This is a genomic window from Mariniflexile litorale (genome assembly GCF_031128465.2).
In the GTDB taxonomy this organism is placed as follows: Bacteria; Bacteroidota; Bacteroidia; order Flavobacteriales; family Flavobacteriaceae; genus Mariniflexile; species Mariniflexile litorale.
In genome coordinates this window covers 3,397,262-3,418,894 of the sequence record NZ_CP155618.1, presented here as the reverse complement: position 1 = coordinate 3,418,894, position 21,633 = coordinate 3,397,262, and the positions used below count along the sequence as shown (strand labels likewise).

The window sequence follows — 21,633 nt, the reverse complement described above, 5'->3', positions numbered from 1 at the left end:
ATTAAAAAAAACACAAACAAAAATCGGAAAGTGCTGGAACACTCCCCGATTTAGAAAAAATGATTTAAGTCGCGTATTTCAACCAAAATCAAACAAAATTATGAAAAAACTATTAAGCACAAAAGGAAGGCACCACATTATACTTCCAAAATTCAACTTAAAAATGAAAATTTCTCTCTTTCTTTTTATAGTAACTTTTTTCCAACTACAGGCTGAGACTAGTTATAGCCAAAAAACTAAAATTGATTTAAATTTTAAAGAGACTTCATTATTTGAAATTATTAAAGTCATTGAAAACAAAACAGAATTTAAATTTTTCTATAGTAAAAACGAATTGGATTTAGATCGAAAGATTAATATCCAAGTAAAGCAGCAATTAATAACAAAAATTCTTAATAGCCTTTTTACAGATGGATCTATTAATTACAAGGTTATTGATAAGCAAATTATATTAACTACTAATAAACAAAAAAAAGAAACTTCTGCTAATGATGTTATTATTCAAGATCAGATTAAAATTACGGGTACAATTACCGATAAAGAAGGAATACCTCTTGCAGGAACCAATATTCTCGAAAAGGGAACAGCCAATGGGGTGGTTACAGATTTTAATGGGAGCTACTCAATAAACGTTTCTAATAAAAATGCCATTTTGGTGTTCTTTTATCTTGGAATGAAAACTGAGGAAATTTCAGTGGGTAATCAATTACAAATAGATGTTGTGTTGGAAGAAGACCTCTTGGGCTTAGGCGAAGTGGTGGTTGTTGGATATGGTACTCAGAAAAAAATAAATTTAACAGGCTCTGTAGATAATGTTTCAGGTAAAGTACTAACAACCAGACCTCAGACAAATTCATCCAACCTTCTTCAAGGACGTCTTACGGGAGTAAATGTAACACAACCAGGTGCGGAACCGGGTTTGGATAGCCCTAATATACGTATAAGAGGATTTGGATCTTACGGTGCAAGCAATGATCCATTGATTTTGATTGATGGCGTTTCAGGATCGCTAAATAACCTTTCACCTGCTGACATTGAAACTGTTACTGTATTAAAGGATGCCTCATCGGCAGCTATATACGGGGCACGAGCAGCCAATGGGGTTATTTTGGTTACTACGAAAAGAGGAAAAAAGGGAGCCCCTGTAATTAATTTCAGTACTAATATTTCCATTCAATCACCTACAAGGCTACCCGATTTCATTACCAATTCTGTTGAATATATGGAAATGCTCAACACGGCATCTGCTAACGATGGAAAGCCTATACCATATACTCAAGCCAATATTGATGCTTATCGCAACGCACCCGCTGGGAGTAAAGAGTATCCCAATTTTGATGCGCTTGATTACTGGTTCCAAAATGCAACCGTAAAAAACCATAACTTGTCCGTTGCAGGGGGTGGTGAAAGCAATACTTATAATGTTTCTTTTGGTTATCTCGACCAAAATTCTATGATTCCTGGCTACAAATTCACACGATATAATGGTTTGATAAACAATGATCTTGAACTTAGTAAATGGGTAACACTTGGAACAACCATTAATTTGACTAGTAAATACACAGGGCAACCCTCGGCTAATTCATTATTCACACCCATGTATATTTATACTGCAAGTCCACTTAATGAGCCTTACCTGCCAGACGGAAGTGGACGTCCTGTAACAAGAGCTTATGCTTCTGAAGCTTCTTTTCGTCCAAGACCAGGGTTACAGGAATCTTTTATTATGGGAGAACAGTATTATAAAGAGACAAATATAAACCCACAAATTTATGTCGATATCAAGCCTTTCAAAGGGCTTACTTGGACAACTAAGGCGGCTATTAATTATGTAGACGTTTTTTACAAAATGCATCAGCAGAATTATACCGCTTATTCATTACATGAAAGAGATCCAATAACAGGAGATTACCTAGCTATTCCAAAAAATGCTGATGTACTTGGTGTTACTGACGATTATTCAAAAGATATTACTAAAACTTTTTATTCAGTCGCCACCTACCAGAACACATTTGCTGAGAATCATGATTTTTCAGTTTTGGGGGGTTATGAGCAGAACAGCTTCAGACATCAACAGTTAAGAGCAACGAGACCAAATTCAGTAAATCCTGCGCTTACCGAACTTCAAGCTTATACAGCTACCAATCAAGAGTTGTTTAAACAAACAACTCGTATGCTTGGCTATAATGCTCCTTATGAATGGGGTTTGCAATCTCTATTCGGACGTGTCAACTATAGCTTTAAAAACAAATATCTTTTTGAAGGTAATATTCGCTATGATGGAACGTCTAAAGTGTCTCCTGATTACAGATGGGGGGTATTCCCTTCTGCATCTGTTGGATGGGTAGTATCTGAAGAAAAATTTATTAAAGACAAATTATCTTGGTTAAATAGCTTTAAATTGAGAGGATCTTATGGAATATTAGGAAACTCAGATATTGGCGCATATGCTTATCAAGACAATTTAGATATCACAGTTTCATATCCTTTTGGATCCACACTGACTCAGGGAGCCGTTGTAAATACCTTCAAAGATCAAAGTTTAAGATGGGAAACCACCCGAATTACAGATATAGGTTTCGATCTTAATATCAAGAATGGATTACTGGGAGCTACCTTCGATTGGTTTGACAAATATACTTATGACATTCTTGCTAAACAACCCATACCGGTAAGTATGGGATTGTCTGACCCAACCCTGAACGATGGGAAAATGCGCAACCGTGGTTTTGAATTGAATTTAACACACCGTAACCAAATCGGAGAATTAAACTACGATACCTACTTTCAGATATCAAAATTTAAAAATGAAGTAGTTCATATTAGTGCCCCCAGTATTGGAAATACCATAAGAGCTGATGGTTCCCCATATAACGAAATGAACTTATACATTTGGGATGGTATTGTTCAAGAATCCGATCTCACAGACCCTAATTTCCCAACGAGTACTTTAAATCCCAATCCCAAAGCAGGCGATTTGAAAATGAAAGATGTTTCTGGTCCTAATGGAGTTCCTGACGGGATCATCAATGGTGATGACCGTCAACCAGTAAGTGGATTATATCCAAAATTCTCATATGCCTTCGGATTTAACTTCGATTATAAACAATTTAATCTGAATCTTTTCTTTCAGGGAGTAGAAGGTCAAAAATCAGTTATGTCTTTTTGGGGTCCTCAGCCCTTTGCAGGAGGTATGCCTCCAATGCCCAAGTGGCGAAATGCATGGACTCCACAAAATCCAACAAACAAACTACCTGCATTGCATACTGACGGATATGCTGGTGTAAATAGTTATAGTAATTCCACTTACTTTTTACAGGATGGTTCATACCTCCGCTTAAAAAGCGTCATGCTTTCATACACCCTACCCGCTAGCTTCATCAAAAATATCAAAGCTAAAGATTGCGTGGTATATGTTTCAGGAGATAACCTACTAACCTTTACAAAGTTTGAAGGTCAGGATCCAGAACGTTCTTTGACCTCCTATCAGAATGTTTATCTGTCGTATCCGCAAGCTCGTATCATAAACTTTGGTTTAAATGTTAAATTCTAAAAAGACTATCATGAAGAATAAATATAAAATTTTACGATTGCCGATAATCATTTTGCTGGTTTTTATCTCCACTTCTTGTGAATCGGATTTCCTTGACAAAAATCCTTTGGACAGTGTTTCAAGCCAAGGGTTCTGGAATACTAAAGCCGATGTGGAAACTGGATTGGCAGGCGTATATTCACGCCTCCAACAAAATTTTCTTGGATATGAAAGAATTTATTTTGAAGGGCTCACAGACAATGCCTATTGTGAAATAAACTTTAACCAAAGATATATATTTGAAATGACACTGGGTAATATATCACCATCAACAGGAGGTGCTATCAATAACATGTACTCTTCACCATACCGCGCAATTACAAGTTGTAATTTGTTTCTAGATAACGTCGACAATGCTAAGGATAACATTTTACCAGCTCAATTGGATATCTATAAAGCTGAAGTAAGATTTATACGAGCTTTGTGTTATTTTGATTTGGTTCAGTTATTCGGAGAAGTACCTGTGTATAAAAAGTATTTTACGAAAATTGAAGAAGGAAAAATAGCCAAAAGCAGTAAAGCTGAAATCTATACTTTTATTGAAGAAGATCTAAATTTTGCAATTGCCAAACTTCCAGATACAAAATATTCTGGTCATGCCGTAAAAGGTAGTGCACAGGCTTTACTTGGTCGCGTATTACTTACACAAGAAAAATGGCCTGAAGCTGCAACTGTTTTAAATGACATTATTATCGGTTTAAAATTTCAGTTATCTAACAGTTATAAAGATTTATTCCTTATTGATGGACAGGCCAATGCAGCCGTGAACAGAGAAATTATGTTTTCTACCAATTATGCATTGGGTAATCCACAACGTTTGAGTCCGCAGTCTGCTGGTTATGAAGTAGAAATGGCAAACTGGGCACTTTTACAACCTTTTAAAGATTTTGCTGATTCTTATCAAATGACCGACGGTAATTCGTCAAGCACATCACCACTTGATAATACCAATTATGCAAACCGCGATCCACGACTGGGTATGACAATGAAACTACCAAATGAGACATGGAAAAATCCGACAACCCAAGTGAGTCAAATTATTGATAATCCTAGTATAACAGGTTTTATTATGGAGAAATATGTCGATCTTTCCAAAATACCGATCTCTGGAGCGACAGCTCCGACGTCACATCAGGACTATATCCACCTGAGATATGCTGATGTTTTATTGATGTATGCAGAAGCCAAAAACGAAGCCACTGGACCCGATGGTACAGTGTATTCTGCTATTAATGAAGTTCGTGCCAGAGCAACTGTAAATATGCCAGCTGTGGTTCAAGCAGACTATAACACAAAGGAATTATTACGCGAATACATCCGTAACGAACGAAGAGTAGAACTTGCAATGGAAGGCCTGCGTTACTTTGATCTAAAACGTTGGAAAATTGCAGAAGCTAAACTGAACGGGGTAAGTACTGTAGGAACTCAGCCAATGCAATTTTTACCAAAACATTACTATTTACCGTTGGCACAAAGTGAAATTGACCGTAATCCAAAACTGGAACAAAATTTAGATTACAAATAAAAATTCATTACAAATTTTATTCTAATAATATTCCAGGGAGAAAAGAAATTCTTTTCTCCCTGGATTTTTTTTTAAATTGTAATATTCCGTAAAATAAAGAATCCCTATATAAAACAAAAAAGCTCCACTAAAAATAGTGAAGCCTTTTGTGAGCCCTGCAGGATTCGAACCTGCGACCGCCTCCTTAGAAGGGAGGTGCTCTATCCAACTGAGCTAAGAGCCCTCAACACGACAAACTAAAATATTTTTGTTTATCGGTGTGCAAATATAAAATTAACTATATATCTAACAAAGATAAACTTGATATTTTTATCAGACGATTATCTTTTTTTATTAGAAGTCTAATATCCACGTAAATACCATCATTAAATATATTAAATTCTTCTGTATTTCCATTATAAGTCAATACCTTTATGATTCCAAATCATATTAAAATGATTAATGAATTAAAAGAAAACTATGGCTACCTCTTTGAAGAAAGCCTATTAATGGAAATAAACAGTGTTGGAACTTTTAAAGAAATACCAGAAGGTTTCCAACTAATAGACATTGGGGATTATATTAAATCGATGCCTTTGTTAGTTAGCGGCGCCGTAAAAATTTTACGTGAAGATGATAAAGGCGACGAACTATTACTCTATTTTATTGAACGTGGCGATACTTGTGCTATGACTTTGTCTTGCTGCATGGGACAAAAAAAAAGTGAAATAAGAGCCATAGCAGAAACACCCACTAAACTTATTATGATTCCTATTGAAAAAATGAGTGAATGGATGGGCAAATATAAAAGTTGGCAGAATTTTATTCTACAAAGTTACCATGATAGAATGACTGAGCTTTTAGAAGCTATTGATACTATTGCTTTTTTAAAAATGGACGAACGTCTTTTTAAGCACTTAAAGGATAAAGCCATGGTAAACCATAACGAAGTTATTCATGTAACACACCAACAAATTGCTTTCGATTTACATACCTCCAGAGTTGTTATTTCACGGTTATTAAAAACCTTGGAAAATGACGGTAAAATAGAACTTCACAGAAATAGTATTAAAATTCTAGACCTATAGTGCTTTGTAACTTATGTTACTGAATTGACTCTATAAGTAGTATAGTTTTGTAACATAAAACATAATAATGGCTATTATAGATTTTTTAGGTTTTTTAGGTGCTTTTATAATTGGTGTGGTTCTTGGTCTTATTGGTGGCGGTGGTTCTATATTAACTGTTCCTCTATTGGTATACCTTTTGAGTTACAACCCTGTTGTGGCAACAGCTTATTCGTTATTTGTTGTAGGAACTTCATCTGTTTTTGGGGTATTCAAAAAACATCAAAAAAAACTAGTTGATTTTAAAACAGGATTAGCCTTTTCATTTCCTTCGTTTATAGCTGTTTATGTTACAAGACGTTATTTAGTTCCAAATATTCCTGGAGAAATTTTTAATCTTAACGGATTTGTTATCACCAAAGAAATAGCCATCATGTTATTTTTTGCTATCGTTATGCTTGCTGCAGCAACGTCCATGATAAAAACAAAAAAAGAAACAGTCGGTTTATTTATAAAACAACCTTATTATAAAACATTTATACAAGGTTTAGTAATTGGTGTTATTACAGGTTTAATTGGTGCTGGTGGCGGCTTTTTGTATGTACCTGCTTTAGTACTTTGGGCTGGTTTATCTATGAAAAAAGCGGTGGGTACCTCTTTAGTCATTATAGCTATAAATTCTATTATAGGCTTTTTAGGCGATTTACATGCCTTAAATACCGATTGGATGTTCCTATTAACATTTTCAGGGTTAACCATCTTAGGTGTTTTTTTAGGAGACTATTTATCTAAATTCATTTCCAACAAAAAACTAAAAAAAGGGTTTGGCTGGTTTATCATGTTCATGGCCGTTTATATCATTATTAAAGAATTCACTCAAAACTAGAATTGTAACTTTTGTTACTATCAAAGTTTTATAAATAACTTATTTTTACAATTAATAACTATTGAATTATGAAGATTGAACAAATATACACGGGATGCTTAGCACAAGGTGCTTATTACATAGAAAGTAACGGCGAAGTGGCTATTATTGATCCTTTACGAGAAGTAACACCATACATTAATAAAGCCACACGTCATAACGCAAAAATTAAATATATTTTTGAAACGCATTTTCATGCCGATTTTGTTAGCGGTCATGTAACACTTTCAAAACTTACTGGAGCTCCTATAATTTATGGTCCCAGTGCAAATCCTACTTTTGATGCTATAATAGCTAAAGACGGACAAGTTTTTAAATTGGGAAACATAACCATAACAGCCTTACATACACCTGGGCACACTATGGAAAGCACTACGTATTTACTAAAAGACGAAAACGGAAATGACCATGCTATTTTTAGTGGAGACACCTTGTTTTTAGGAGATGTAGGTAGACCAGATCTAGCACAAAAAGCAGCAAATATGACGCAAGAAGATTTAGCTGGGTTACTTTTTGATAGTTTACGCAACAAAATTATGCCTTTAGCCGACGATGTTATTGTATATCCTGCACATGGTGCTGGTTCTGCTTGCGGAAAAAACTTAAGCAAACAAACCATTGGAACTATTGGCAATCAAAAGAAAACCAATTATGCGCTTCGTGCGGATATGACCAAAACGGAATTTATTAAAGAAGTTACTGATGGTTTATTACCTCCTCCTCAATACTTTCCTCTAAATGTGAAAATGAATAAAGAAGGGTATGAAGATGTTGAAGATGTTATAGAACGTGGAACAACTGCCTTAACACCTTCTGAATTTGAGCAAATTGCAAACGAAACAGGTGCCATTGTTTTAGATGTTCGTCATCAAGATGAATTTGCTAAAGGTCATATTCCTAGATCTATTTTTATTGGAATTGAAGGAAACTTTGCACCTTGGGTTGGTGCCCTCATTGCAGAAGTAGAACAACCTATTTTACTGGTGACTCCAGAAGGAAAAGAAGAAGAAACCATCATACGATTATCACGTGTTGGCTTCGACAAAACCTTAGGATATTTAGATGGAGGATTTGAAGCATGGAAACACGCTGGATTAGAATATGATACGGTAGCTTCTATTTCTGCTTCAGAATTAAAACAAACTTTAGAAAAAGAAGCAGCACCTGTTTTTGATGTTCGAAAAGACGATGAGTTTAAATCTGAACATTTAAAAAATGCCAAACATACTTCATTAGATTATTTAAATGAACATTTGAATGAGTTTCCTGAAAACAAAACTTTTTACCTGCATTGTGCTGGTGGCTATAGATCCATGATTGCAGCCTCCATTCTAAAAAGCAGAGGTATTCACAACTTAATTGATATAACAGGTGGTTTTGATGCCATAAAACAAGCAGAAATGCCCATAACAGATTACGTATGTCCAACAACATTATAATTATGACTTTATTTTCATTCCTTTTTGGAACTCAAGTACAAAACAGTAATATCAAAGTATTACCACCCGAAGCATTCAAAAAACAAATCACTAGTAATTCTGTACAACTTATTGATGTTAGAACTGTTAATGAATTTAAATCAGGGCATATTAAAGATGCTAAAAACATCGACTTTTTCTCTAGTAATTTTAATACTCAATTAGAGGAACTAAACAAAGAAAAACCTATTTATTTATATTGTAGAAGTGGTAACCGAAGCAACAAAGCCGCGAACCAACTAGCAAAAATGGGCTTTACTGAAATTTATGATTTAAAAGGCGGCTTCTTAAATTGGAAAAACTAAATCTATGAGTAATTTTTCAAAAATAATAAGTCAAGACAAGCCTGTTTTAGTTGATTTTTTTGCGGAGTGGTGTGGACCATGTAAAATGATGAGTCCTATTCTAAAAGAGGTAAAAGATACATTAAGCGATAAAGTTTCTATTATTAAAATTGATGTTGATAAAAATCAACCCCTGGCCACCAAATATCAAGTTAGAGGTGTCCCTACCCTATTGCTTTTTAAAAATGGCGTTCAAGTTTGGAGGCAATCGGGTGTTGTTCAAAAGAATGAATTAATAACACTTTTGCAATCTCATCTATAACTCTATGTAACATTTGTTACTCAACAATTTAAATGGTTTAAATACTTTTACACTGTCTTAATAGACTTCCCTGAGGGGTATTAATAGCACTTAAAGCATTCTAACATTAGAATGCTTTTTTTATTTAAAAAAGCAAAAAAAGGATAAATCTATATTCAAAAATAGCGCTTAAGTTCAGAAGGTGTTGTATTTTTGTCTTACAAAATTCTTTTTATGGAAGACATGCTCTTTTATGATAGAATGCAGTTTGCATTTACTATCACCTTTCATTACTTATTTCCGCAATTAACCATGGGACTCTCTTTAATGATTGTCTATTTTAAATGGAAATTCTTAAGAACCAAAACAGAAACTTATAATGATGCTGCGAAATTTTGGATGAAAATTTTTGCACTTAATTTTGCTATGGGTGTTGTTACAGGAATCCCTATGGAATTCCAATTTGGTACTAATTGGGCCAAATTTTCTGAACTTACAGGCGGCATTATTGGGCAAACCCTCGCAATGGAAGGTATGTTTTCATTCTTTTTAGAATCTTCATTTTTGGGACTCTTCATTTTTGGTGAAAAATTATTAGGTCATAAATTACATTTCGTTACGGGGTTTTTAGTATTTCTAGGTTCATGGGCTAGCGGATTTTTAATCATCGCTACGCATTCATGGATGCAACACCCTGTAGGTTATGAAATTTTAGAAAATGGCAAATTTGTATTAACTAATTTTAGTGCCTTATTTACAAACGAATGGCTGTGGCCTTCTTATTTACATAATCAAGCTGCATCATTAGTAACGGCTTCTTTTGTCGTGGCTGCTATTGGTTCATTTTATATTTTAAATAATAAGCATAGTGAATTTGGAAAGCTTTTTGTAAAAACCGGTGTCATATTCGGGTTAATAGCAAGTATCCTTGTAGCATTTCCTACAGGCGATATGATGGCAAAAAATGTTGTAAAACATCAACCTGTAACCTTCGCTGCTATGGAAGGCATTTTTGAAACGGAAGATGGTGGTTCAGAAATTATTTTAATAGGGCAGCCAGATATGAAAGATAAAAAACTTGATAATAAAATTGCCGTTCCTAATATCTTAAGCTTTTTAACGTATCAAAAATGGGATGCAGAAATAAAAGGCCTAAATGAGTTTGATGAAGATGTACATCCCACCAATGTCCCTGGTCTGTATTACGCTTATCACATCATGGTTGGGTTAGGTACTATTTTCATTGGTTTAATGCTAGCTGCTATTGTACAATTATTCAGAAAAAAACTTTATAAAACCAAATGGATTTTGTGGTCACTTATGTTTATGTTACCTTTTCCATACATAGCCAATACCACAGGTTGGTATACGGCTGAGTTAGGAAGGCAACCTTGGTTGGTTTATAATTTATTAAGAACATCGGCTGGAGCTTCCCCTACTGTATCCGCTGGAAACACCCTATTTACTTTATTAGGCTTTATTGGATTGTATTTATTATTGGGACTCCTATTTTTAATGATTGCTGGAAAAATTATTAATAAAGGTCCAGAAATTACAACACACTAACTATGGAATTATTTTGGTATATCGTTTTAATGACCATGCTCACCATTTACATTATTTTAGATGGTTATGATTTTGGAGCTGGCATTATTCACTTATTTTTTGCTAAAACCGAAAAAGATAAAAAAGCCATTACAAATGCTATTGGCCCCTTTTGGGATGCTAATGAAGTATGGCTTATTGCTGTTGGAGGCGTCTTATTTTTTGCTTTCCCTACACTGTATGCAGCATCATTTAGTGGGTTTTATTTACCTTTAATAATGATTCTATGGCTGCTTATTTTCAGAGCCATTGGTTTAGAATTACGCGGACAAATACACAATAAACTATGGGAAACTATTTGGGATAAAGCCTTTGGTATTGCCAGTTTACTTTTAGCCTTATTTTTTGGAATTGCTCTAGGCAATGTGGTTAGAGGGGTTAATCTAGGTATGGTAACAAATGGCGTTTCCGCTCATGAGCCCCATTATTTCTTTTTACCTTTATGGAATTCAAGCTTTAGTCCACATTCTGAACATTTAGGTATCATCGATTGGTTTACTATTTTACTTGGAATTATAGGAGTTGTAGCATTAACCATTCATGGCGCTAATTGGATTATTTATAAAACTAATTCCGATCTAAACACCAAATTAAGAAGCGTCATCTTTAAATTAAATTTTGTTTTGCTTGCTTTGGTTATCGTATCATTATTAGTTTGGCATATTATAGAACCTAAGCCTTTTCATAATTTTATAAAACATCCTTGGCTTTGGGTGTTTCCTTTGATAACTTTTGCGGGCTTATTCGGTTTATTTAAAGTTAAAACATTTAAAAAAGATGGGATAGGATTTATTTTTTCATCTTTATTTTTATTTGGTGGTCTCAGCTCTACCGTTGCATCAATATTTCCTAAATTATTACCTTCCACGAATACTACAAATCCCGATTTAACCATCTATAATATGGCTGCAGATTCTTATGGCTTGGCAGTTGGTTTGAATTGGTTTATTATTGCTTTTATATTGGTTATCGTCTACTTTATAATTCAATACAAAGTTTTTAAAGGAAAAATGGATGATGTTGGGTATGGTGAACATTAACATTATGAAACAAAAAACCAGCAAATTTGCTGGTTCTTTGTTTCATATATAAAATTAATTGACATATTAACTAAATGCTAAACCACCATTAATATCTACATTATTTCCTGTTAAGAAAGAAGACTCATCTCCTGCAAGGTAAGCGACTAAATCGGCTACTTCATCAGCACGCCCTTCACGTCTTAAAGGGGTAGAGTTTGCTACATTAACCCGTACTTGATCTTTTGTGAAATCGTCATGGAATTTAGTTGCAATCATACCTGGGTTTAGTGCATTAACACGAATCCCTTTAGGTCCCAATTCTTTAGCCAATCCTCTTGTAAAAGTAGATACAGCTCCTTTTGAAGCTGCATAAAGATATGCTCCAGGACCTCCTCCATCTCTTCCTGCTTGAGATGCGAAATTAACAATAGCTCCGCCTTCTCCCATTAAAGGTACAACTGCTTGAGTTACAAAAACTGTAGATTTAAAATTTACATCCATAATAAGGTTGTAAAAATTTTCGTCAATTTCATCAATAGTTTTACGCCCAAAAAGACCACCAGCTACGTTAACTAAAATATCTACCTTATTTCCAAAAGCCTCCACTGTTTTGGCTACTAAATTATCAATGTCTTTTTGTTTAGTTACATCTGCAAATACGGCAATAGCTTGTCCGCCATTATCTTTAATGTTCTTAACGGTTTCTTTACCATGTTCTTCGCTATCAAAATAATTAACAACGACCTTAGCTCCTTCTTTTGCTAATTTAATACAAACTGCACGTCCTATATCACGTCCTCCTCCAGTTACAATAGCTACTTTTCCTTTTAAATTACTCATATTCTTGAATTTTAATTTATTAATGTTATAATTACTCTAATGATTCTATGTTTTTTGCAAAATAATATATAGCACCTACACCCAGAGGCACAAATATGGCTATGGCTATGAAAATAGGTGTATATGATACTTCCGCTATTATTGGGACTAAAAAGTTCATTATAATTACAGAGAATACGCCAACCATACCTCCTAATCCTGCTAAAGAACCTACCGATTTCCCACTAAATAAATCGCTTGGTAAGGTCTGTACATTTCCAATAGCAAACTGAAAACCAAACAATACTATAAATACAATGGATACAAAACGTTCTGGGGTTGAGGCAAATAATACGGTAGATATCAAACCAATAATCATGATGATACCACCAATTAAAATGGTTATTTTTCGACCTTTATTAATGGAGTTTGTTTTTGCTATAATTTTACCAGATACATACCCTCCAGCGATACTTCCAATTGCTGCACCAACGTAAGGTACCCAAGCAAACATACCTACCTCTTTTACATTAAACCCATAAACATCAAAAAGATATATAGGCATCCAGCCCACAAAAAGCCACCAAATAGGTTCTAAAAAAAATCGCCCTACTACTATTGCCCATGATTCTTTGTGAGATAAAATTTCCTTAAGACTTAATCCTTTAGTTTCTTCGGTTGCGTTTTGGTCTGCTAAACTTTGACCTTCACATATATACTTTTTCTCTTCCTCTGTTATCCAAGGATGTTTTTTCGGACCTGCTTTATTAACTAATAACCATGGTATAATCCACAACAGTCCAAGCGACCCAACCACAATAAATGTTGTTCTCCAACCAAACGCCACAAAAAGAGTTGCTATAAATGGCGGCGCTATTACAGAACCGATTGAGGCTCCTGCATTAAATAATCCTTGTGCGATGGCACGTTCTTTTATTGGAAACCATTCCGCATTACTTTTTACAGCTCCTGGCCAATTTCCTGCTTCCGATAAGCCTAAAGTACTTCTAAAAAAAGCGATGGAATAGAACCCTCTTATGGTAGAATGTAATATGGTTGATAAACTCCAAATCCCAATACTTAATACATAACCTATTCTGGTACCTACTTTATCAAATATTTTTCCTGAAAATAGCTGCCCTAACGCATAAGCAACCATAAATATGTTTAAAATTAAACCATAATCATTTTTTGTAAGTCCCAATGATTTGGATATAGACCCATCCACATTTTCATTTCCCCACATAATTGAAAGCGCACTTCGGTCTATATAATTAATTACTGTTGCAAGAAATATTAATGCAATAATCAACCAACGCAGTCCTTTAATTTTCATAATTATTTGTTTATAGTTATCAGATGACCTTATTCAATAAGAGATAATAAGAATGTAAATTCATGCATTCTTAGTACTATATTAAATTATTTATTGATTACTCATTGAAGTAATGCCTACAAGTATTTCTCGCTTTTATGTGAAGAAATGCTTTATTAAACAACTACTGTATTAAGTAATACTATCCTCCTAAATATTTATTCTTTATCAAAACTTAACGCTGTGCATCATCAAATCTTGATTCTTTTTATTATTTATTATAACAATATTGATATAATGTTTTAAAATGTATTTTCATTTTTTCCTTAGCCTGAGTTGGGTCTTGATTCTTTATAGCCTCATAAATAGCTGTATGCTCGTCTATTCCTGACATAGCCAAATCTTCATCGCAAACATGGTACTTTGCAAAATTGGTTATTATTTCAGGTGTTATAGATAACATAAACGTATTCAAGGTACTGTTTTTACTTGCTTTTGCTATTGCTAAATGAAATAGCAAATCTTCTTGAACTGCCTTTTCGTTATTCAATACTTTTTTTGAATAAGCATTAAGTGCTCTTTTCATTCGTTTCAAATCTTCTCCTGTTCTTCTTAATGATGCTAACTTTACTGTTTTTAACTCCAACAGAATCCTAGTCTCAACCAATGATTTAAAATCTGGTCTTTTTAATTCTAAAATATCATCAACAATACCATTCATGGCAATGGCTCCTACATTTGCTACAAATGTTCCACTTTGTGGAATGGATTTTAACAACCCGTAAAACTCAAGCTTTTGAATAGCATCTCTTACCACCCCTCTACTAACTTCAAACTTATCAGACAACATACGTTCTGAAGGTAATTTATCGTTAGGCTCTAAATTTTTATAATTAATTAATTCTCGTATTTTATCAATAACAATATTTTGTAACTCTTGATTCTCATTAATTGATAATATTTCTAAATTCATATAATTTTATTTAAAATTGGTAAACCACACTTAAGACCCTAAAAATATATAAAAACTTAAACTAATATCTTTATTAAAAAAAAAATTAATGGGTTACTTCCAATTCGTAATACTTTACTGTAGCAAATGCCCCTTCATCTCTCGATTGAAAGTAGTTTCCTGCTTTAAAGTAGTTTTCAAAAACACCCCATTTCTTAATGTGAATATTTTCATAAACTTTATATTCAGAATTATTTAATACCACAACCATTTTTCCATCAGATGCTCTTACTTCCAATGTGAATTTTCCAAAGCCTACTTCTTGTTCAAAATTAAAACCTTCGTCATCCCCCCAAGCATCTTCATGTAATAATGCATCACCAATGACACTTACATCTTTAAGCTCTTTAGTTTTAACTCGTATTTTACCATCTTGCCAATAAATTTTTAAAATTGGAGGCGCGTTATTATCTTTTTGCTTAATTAAATCACGTTGTTTGTTTGTTAAGCGGCCATGTATTTGCATGATGATTACTTTATGATATTTACCATTTGCATCCTTTGAAACATCTTCCATCGCCAATTTCCCTTTCATAGTACCTCCTTGTGCAAACGTCCAATTAACAGCATTGTTACCAGGTACCATTTGCTCTCGCAACTCTGATCGTGAGTATTTAGTATTCGCTGTTGTGGCTTCGCTTGGGTACGCATAAAACATTAATGTTCCGCTAGTTGAATCATTATACATATACTTTAACAACCTCTCGTCTGAAGCATAATTTAAAATTTCAGGTGGCTCAATATTAGTTGCCTTCCCTTTTTCATTTAATTCTGGTGTTGTAACACTCCAGTGACTTAAATCAATGTTTGATAACTTGTACCTTTTTTTCTTTTTGCTTCGTTTTTCAACTTTAGAATCCGCATCTGTAACACTACTTGTATTATCTTGACAAGTAGCATTGACAGATAGCAATATAATAGCTATTAATAAGAATTCTTTTCGATAAAATTTCATCATTTATACTAAAGTATTACTTTATTGCAAGATCAAAATTATCCAAAGCAATTTCTTCAACTTCATTATCAAAAAAGATAACTAACGTTGTCGTTGTTCCAGAATTAAACTCTAATGTTCCTTTCGTCCATGTTTTTTCATTGTCTGCTGATCCATTTATAGTAATGGAAGCTACCGTATTGGTGGCTAACTCACTATACAATGTTATTGGTTTAATCATAGAAACACGCAATGATCCATCTGTTTGATCGGCTGTTTTATCATTAAATCTATACCAAAAGGTTAATACATAATCTGTGTTAGGACTCATTTCAGACAATTCTTGATACCCAAACCGATCAGAATCCACATCAATTTTAGCTGCCCATGGCTCTGATAAATTAGTACTAGTAATGGCTATTAAAGGGTTATTTGTACCAATTTTATCCATTGTACTTGGCGCTGTCCATGCCAGCCTGCTATCTCCATCAGGAGCACCATTGGCATCACCCAAATCAAAACCAGGCTCTTGTATTATAGGAAGCAACTTATCTGAAACAGGAGGCATTACAACAATAACCTCTACAGATTTTGTACTTGAAACTCCTAGTTTGTCCGTAGCTGTTAAGGTTACAACATAGGTACCTTCTCCTGGAAAAGTATTAGAACCATCTACACCCGTAGATGTATTTCCATCACCATAATCCCAAATATAATCTGTAGAACTTGTAGAACTATTTGCAAATGTATATGCCAAATAATTTTTTGTTACAGAAATAAGAAAATTTGCCTCTGGAGGGTTTTCGTCTGCCTTAGAATTTGTTTCTGGCAAATCATATTCCAAACCGCTTAACGAAGGGTCGCATGATGACATAAGAAATAATGTCAAGACCATTAAACTCATCGATATAGACCTATGGAATGTAGTTATAATTTTTAGTTTATTTTTCATGATTATTTTTTTTAATTATTATGAAAATTATTTTTTAATATCATGGGTTCTGTTTCATTACCCCTTGGCTTATATTAATTTCATTTTGGGGAATTGGTAGTAAAAGATCAGATGAAGTATATCCATAACCATTTGCGGCTGATAAAGCAGACAGTACAGATTCTGCTTCTCCAAATCTTATAAGATCAAATAAACGATGATTTTCAAAAGCAAGCTCAACACGTCTTTCATCCAATAACTCTTGCTTGGTAATTTTATCAACACCTATTGTTTTAAGTGGCATGGCGGCTCTATTTCTAATTAAGTTAAAAGACGTTAATGCCGCATCCGTATTGGTTTCTGTACCTGCTCCCATAATAGCTTCTACATGCATTAATAACACATCAGCATAACGCAACACAATCCAGTCGTTACCGGCTAGTGTGGGATCTCCTTCAGTAAATTTTTTCCCAGTTGATCCTCCGCTGTCACCATTAGGAAAGTATTTTGCTACTTGTGTTTGAGTTGTTTGACTTGGATCGGTTCTTAATGAATATTGAGTTCTATTACCTCCATATTGTGCAAAGATGGCCTTAGCATCATCTGTAACATAATTAACACCCGAAGTTCGACCTACACCATTCATCATTTCTGCAGAAAAGCTTTGACTGTCACTGGTTAATGAAGGCGTAAACCCTATAGCGAAGAGGATTTCTTTATGGCGTTCGGTATAAAACACGTCGTTATAATTATCTAACAAACCAAAAGTTCCTGGACTAAGACTAATAATGCTTTCACATAAAACTTGTGCCTTAAGATATTCTCCTCTAGTTAAATATACTTTAGCTAACAAGCCCTGAGCTGCTGCCTTTGATGCTCTTGTTTTATAAGTATTATCCAAACCTGTAACTGCTGTTCCTAGATCACTTATTATGAGATCGTAAATTTTGTCCGTGGACACCCTTGTAAATTGTATATCAGTTTCGAAACGAGAGATCACTCTATCTACTAAGGGTAGATCTCCAAACAAACGCACCAAATTAAAATAAGCATAAGCTCTAACGAATTTAGCTTCGGATTCGAAAGCTGCTGCCTTACTAGGATCGGTTACTACTCCCAAATTATCTAATACGATATTAGCTCTAAAAATAACGTTATAAAAGCTTGCATAATAATCAGATACAATACCATTGGTTGCTGCAACTCTATAAGATTCAAACTGTGCAGCTTCACCTTCTTGACTTTTGGTTCTCGTATTATCACTTCGCATTTCAGTAACATAAAATTCAATCTGGATACCATGATTGTCATCTGTATTGGTTGAATTTACTCCTTGAATGCCATCATACATATTAATAACCGCTGTTTCAACCTCTTCTGTTGTTGTGTAGTACTCCGCTGAGACAACACCAGATGTAAGCTCTGGTTCTAAAAAATCGCTTTGACAGGAAATAATTATTATTCCTAGCAAAAGCATTACTAATACTTTTATATGTTTCATAATATATTTTATTAATTTATTAACCATTTTAATTAAAAATCAAGATTTAGTCCTAAAGATATTGTACTATAAATAGGTGATCCTCCTCTTTGATATCCATATGAAGTTGGGCTTGTTCTGTCTATAGACTCTGGGTTAAAACCAGTATAATCATCTGCTGTTTTGTACATTAAATTTTGTCCAGAAGCATAAATTCGCAAACCAGAAATACCATATTTTGAAATCATATCTTTAGGAAATTCATATCCTATATTTACATTTCTTAAAGCGATATAAGATGCATCTTGAATGATATCGTCAGTAAATATTTTTTCTTTAATGAATTGCTGATCAGGTGTTGTAGATGGATTAAAATCTTGACTACTATTAAAATGGTTGAAAATATATTGGTCTCCCATATTTCTAACCTCAGCACCGTGAGAACCTTGAAACATAAAACTAAAATCGAAAGCTCCTATTTTAAATTCGTTAGTAAAACTCCATATTAAGTTAGGATATGGATCCCCAAGAGCTGCTTTATCTTCATCATCAATAATACCATCTCCATTTAAATCTTTCACATACACATCTTGTGCCTCTCCTCCTACTGGATGGTATGGATTATTAATATATTCTAAAGGTATATCTCTATCAACTACCCAACCATAGAAAGTGGATATGGGTTGCCCTTCTAAGTTAATCCACTCTGCTGCTCTTTTCTCATCTACATTGGTAATTTGTCCATTTGAATCAGCAAAATCAACTAACGTGTTTTTGTTTGACGTGGCAATAATTGTTGAAGACCATCTAAATTTTTCGTTAGTAATATTTCTGGTTCTAAATTCAACTTCAATACCTTCATTTCTCACCTCTCCAAGATTTACTAGAGCTGCGTTAAAACCTGTTGTTACTGAAATTGGATTATTCAAGAGTAATTGGTCACTCGTTCTTTGATACCAATCTACAGACCCTGAAATTCTATTGTTAAAAAACCCAAAGTCGATACCAGGGTTAATTTCTACTAATCGTTCCCATTGTAATTCTGCATTTGCAACATTTATGGGGTTAAATCCAGCAACCAAGTTTCCTCCAACTACTGCTGTTGTCGCTCCCAATAAACCTAATGATGGATAATAATCAACTAAAACATTACCTGTACTTAAAGAACTTGTACTACTACTTGAATCAGGATCAACACTACCCGTGTTAAGGATGTCATTACCAGTTACACCATAACTAGCTCTAAGCTTTAAAGAACTTACAACATCACTATCTTGTAAAAAGTCCTCTTTACCTATATTCCATCCAATAGATGCAGCTGGAAAATTACCATATTTAAAATCCTTACCAAAAATAGAACTACCATCTCTTCTAAAACTGAAAGAGGCCAAATACTTATCTGCATAAGCATAGTTTAACCTTGAGACATAAGAAAGTCCTGTTTTTTGCCATTCAAAAGCATCTGCATTAGCAATTAATGTAGCATTTGTTATTTGCTGTACAGCATCTGATGTATATCCTGTACCTGTAATAGTTGAGAAAAATGCATCTCTTTTTTCTGCTGAAAAACCCCCAAGAATACTTAAATCATGTTTTCCAAAAGATTTATCATAAGACAAGAAATTATCAGAAATCATATAAATTTCTCTTTGACTAATTTCATTCATCTCAGCTCCTGAAGCTCCATTTCTACTAGATAATACACCTTGCCATCTAATTCTTTTAGTATCTTGAAAAGATCCAGATAATGTTGTTCTAAAATTTAAACCATCAATAATTTGATATTTACCATATATACTTCCATAAAGTTTAAACTTTTTATCCTTACGATTTCGCTCTAAAACTTTTGCCGCAGGGTTTGTATTAGATGTATTGCTAATATCAACAGATGTTGTTCCATCACCAAATAAATCATAATTATCAAAATGATATTGAAGTGCATAATCTCCAACTTGAACGTCTGGATATGCATTTCTATCTACAAATCGTATAGTATTCGCATCATGATACAGTGGCAACCAGTTGGTTTGTCTTAATATATCATGGGTAGAACCGTCAAAACGCCTTCTGTTGGTATAAGATGGTGAAAGGTTTGCTCCAAACGAGAATTTTTCATTAACCTTCGTATCCACTTTAAGGCTTATCCCATACTTTTTATAATCGTCAGTCAATAAAACACCTTCATCATGTAGGTAATTAGCACCCACACTAAACTTTGTTTTATCGTTTCCACCTCTTACACTTAAAGAATGATTTTTTATTAGACCTCCATCGAAAATCACATCTTGCCATGAACGGTCTACTCCAATTAAAGTTTTATACAACGTTTGATTAGAAAGAACACCATTTTCTGCCATTTCTGCTGCTGCAGTCTCTGCTATTGAAAACGTATAAGCATCACTATGTCTTGCTGTTTTATAACCTGTAAACGTACCATAACTAAATTTTGTTTTTCCTTCTTTACCACTTTTTGTAGTAATCATGATAATACCATTAGCACCTTTTGAACCGTAAATCGCTGAAGAAGCAGCATCTTTTAAAATCTCAAACGATTCTACATCGTTCATATTTAAAGACCCTAAAAAATCAGAACCTACAATCACACCATCAACAACTACTAAGGGCGTTGAATCACCGGCCATAGATCCCACACCTCTAATACTTATAGTAGGCGCTGCTCCTGCTTCACCATCAGTTGCTTGAATATTAACCCCAGAAACTTGCCCTATCAATGCATCATCTACCCTTGCCATTGCTATTTGATCTAAATCATCATTTACTACTTTAGAAATTGAACCTGTAGTATGACTTTTCTTTTGAGTACCATAACCAATCACAACAACTTCATCTAAAGTTGCTAGATCTTCTTTTAAAGAAACATTAATAGTTTTTTGATCTTTAATTTCTTGAACTTGGGTAACAAATCCAATATAAGAGAATTGTAATACATCTCCACTGTTCACTTGAATTTGATAGTTTCCATCAAAATCGGTAGTAGTACCTGTAGTTGTATTGGCAACAATAACATTTACACCAGGAATTGGTATATTATCTGTTGCCGACACAACTTGACCTTTTACAGTGATGTTTTGTGCAAATACTGAAACATTGAAAAGCAATATTGCAATAAGAGCCAACTTGTTTTTTAAATTCATAATTAAATGTTTAAAGTTTGTTTAGTTTTTGCTGCACCATTCACATGTTTTAGTACAACTTAATTAAAAATATTCACCCTTTAAAACAACTTAATTCTCAACATTTTTTTTGTATTTTTGCTAAGCATGTTTTATTAAAGTGATACATGTGTTATGTTTTACTTCCCTCCTAAAAGAAGTAAATTACTCAAAAGGATAGGTGTGCACCT

16 protein-coding genes and 1 tRNA gene are annotated in these 21,633 nt (G+C 33.9%); 9 read left to right on the top strand and 8 right to left on the bottom strand.

Translation table 11 applies throughout. From position 1 onward, the window contains the following. The first annotated feature begins 100 nt into the window (after positions 1–100). The gene (locus QLS71_RS14370) at positions 101–3,553 is read left to right on the top strand and encodes a SusC/RagA family TonB-linked outer membrane protein (RefSeq protein ID WP_308993320.1); all 3,453 of its coding nucleotides are present in this window, start codon (positions 101–103) and stop codon (positions 3,551–3,553) included. Positions 3,554–3,563: 10 nt separating this feature from the next. After that, positions 3,564–5,117 (top strand): RagB/SusD family nutrient uptake outer membrane protein, encoded by a 1,554-nt coding sequence (locus QLS71_RS14365; protein ID WP_308993321.1) that lies wholly within the window; start codon positions 3,564–3,566, stop codon positions 5,115–5,117. A 149-nt stretch (positions 5,118–5,266) separates the two neighbouring features. Here the strand turns inward: QLS71_RS14365 and QLS71_RS14360 are convergent. After that, a tRNA-Arg gene (locus QLS71_RS14360) sits at positions 5,267–5,340 on the bottom strand. A gap of 211 nt (positions 5,341–5,551) precedes the next feature. Between QLS71_RS14360 and QLS71_RS14355 the strand changes: the two genes are divergently transcribed. The 7 genes from QLS71_RS14355 (at position 5,552) to cydB (ending at position 11,796) form a co-directional block, all read left to right on the top strand. Beyond that, the gene (locus tag QLS71_RS14355) at positions 5,552–6,184 is read left to right on the top strand and encodes a Crp/Fnr family transcriptional regulator (RefSeq protein WP_308993322.1); all 633 of its coding nucleotides are present in this window, start codon (positions 5,552–5,554) and stop codon (positions 6,182–6,184) included. A 67-nt stretch (positions 6,185–6,251) separates the two neighbouring features. Next, positions 6,252–7,049 (top strand): sulfite exporter TauE/SafE family protein, encoded by a 798-nt coding sequence (locus QLS71_RS14350; RefSeq protein ID WP_308993323.1) that lies wholly within the window; start codon positions 6,252–6,254, stop codon positions 7,047–7,049. A 68-nt stretch (positions 7,050–7,117) separates the two neighbouring features. Further along, on the top strand, positions 7,118–8,527 hold the full coding sequence (locus QLS71_RS14345) for an MBL fold metallo-hydrolase (protein ID WP_308993324.1): 1,410 nt from the start codon (positions 7,118–7,120) through the stop codon (positions 8,525–8,527). Positions 8,528–8,529: 2 nt separating this feature from the next. Next, positions 8,530–8,871, top strand: coding sequence for a rhodanese-like domain-containing protein (locus tag QLS71_RS14340; RefSeq protein WP_308993325.1), 342 nt, complete (start codon positions 8,530–8,532; stop codon positions 8,869–8,871). Between the two features lie 4 nt (positions 8,872–8,875). Beyond that, entirely contained in the window at positions 8,876–9,172 is a 297-nt protein-coding gene (trxA, locus tag QLS71_RS14335) for a thioredoxin (protein WP_308993326.1), read from the top strand. Positions 9,173–9,385: 213 nt separating this feature from the next. After that, positions 9,386–10,717 carry a cytochrome ubiquinol oxidase subunit I gene (locus QLS71_RS14330; RefSeq protein WP_308993327.1) on the top strand — a complete coding sequence of 444 codons (1,332 nt, stop codon included), beginning with the start codon at positions 9,386–9,388 and terminating at the stop codon, positions 10,715–10,717. A 2-nt stretch (positions 10,718–10,719) separates the two neighbouring features. Beyond that, complete coding sequence (gene cydB, locus QLS71_RS14325; RefSeq protein ID WP_308993328.1) at positions 10,720–11,796, top strand: cytochrome d ubiquinol oxidase subunit II; 1,077 nt, start codon at positions 10,720–10,722, stop codon at positions 11,794–11,796. 66 nt (positions 11,797–11,862) lie between these two features. Here the strand turns inward: cydB and QLS71_RS14320 are convergent, their stop codons facing one another. The 7 genes from QLS71_RS14320 to QLS71_RS14290 all read right to left on the bottom strand — a co-directional run bounded on the left by QLS71_RS14320 (position 11,863) and on the right by QLS71_RS14290 (position 21,424). Continuing rightward, entirely contained in the window at positions 11,863–12,618 is a 756-nt protein-coding gene (locus QLS71_RS14320) for a glucose 1-dehydrogenase (protein WP_308993329.1), read from the bottom strand. Positions 12,619–12,649: 31 nt separating this feature from the next. Further along, positions 12,650–13,933, bottom strand: coding sequence for an MFS transporter (locus QLS71_RS14315; RefSeq protein ID WP_308993330.1), 1,284 nt, complete (start codon positions 13,931–13,933; stop codon positions 12,650–12,652). Between the two features lie 250 nt (positions 13,934–14,183). Beyond that, positions 14,184–14,885: a FadR/GntR family transcriptional regulator gene (locus tag QLS71_RS14310; protein ID WP_308993331.1), complete on the bottom strand. Its 702-nt coding sequence runs from the start codon at positions 14,883–14,885 to the stop codon at positions 14,184–14,186. 85 nt (positions 14,886–14,970) lie between these two features. After that, entirely contained in the window at positions 14,971–15,879 is a 909-nt protein-coding gene (locus QLS71_RS14305; protein ID WP_308993367.1) for a polysaccharide lyase family 7 protein, read from the bottom strand. Between the two features lie 16 nt (positions 15,880–15,895). Continuing rightward, positions 15,896–16,810 carry a PKD domain-containing protein gene (locus QLS71_RS14300; RefSeq protein ID WP_308993332.1) on the bottom strand — a complete coding sequence of 305 codons (915 nt, stop codon included), beginning with the start codon at positions 16,808–16,810 and terminating at the stop codon, positions 15,896–15,898. Between the two features lie 40 nt (positions 16,811–16,850). After that, positions 16,851–18,290: a RagB/SusD family nutrient uptake outer membrane protein gene (locus tag QLS71_RS14295; protein ID WP_308993333.1), complete on the bottom strand. Its 1,440-nt coding sequence runs from the start codon at positions 18,288–18,290 to the stop codon at positions 16,851–16,853. A gap of 32 nt (positions 18,291–18,322) precedes the next feature. Then, a complete protein-coding gene (locus QLS71_RS14290; RefSeq protein WP_308993334.1) occupies positions 18,323–21,424 on the bottom strand; it encodes a TonB-dependent receptor in 3,102 nt (1,033 codons plus the stop codon). Positions 21,425–21,633: the final 209 nt, after the last annotated feature.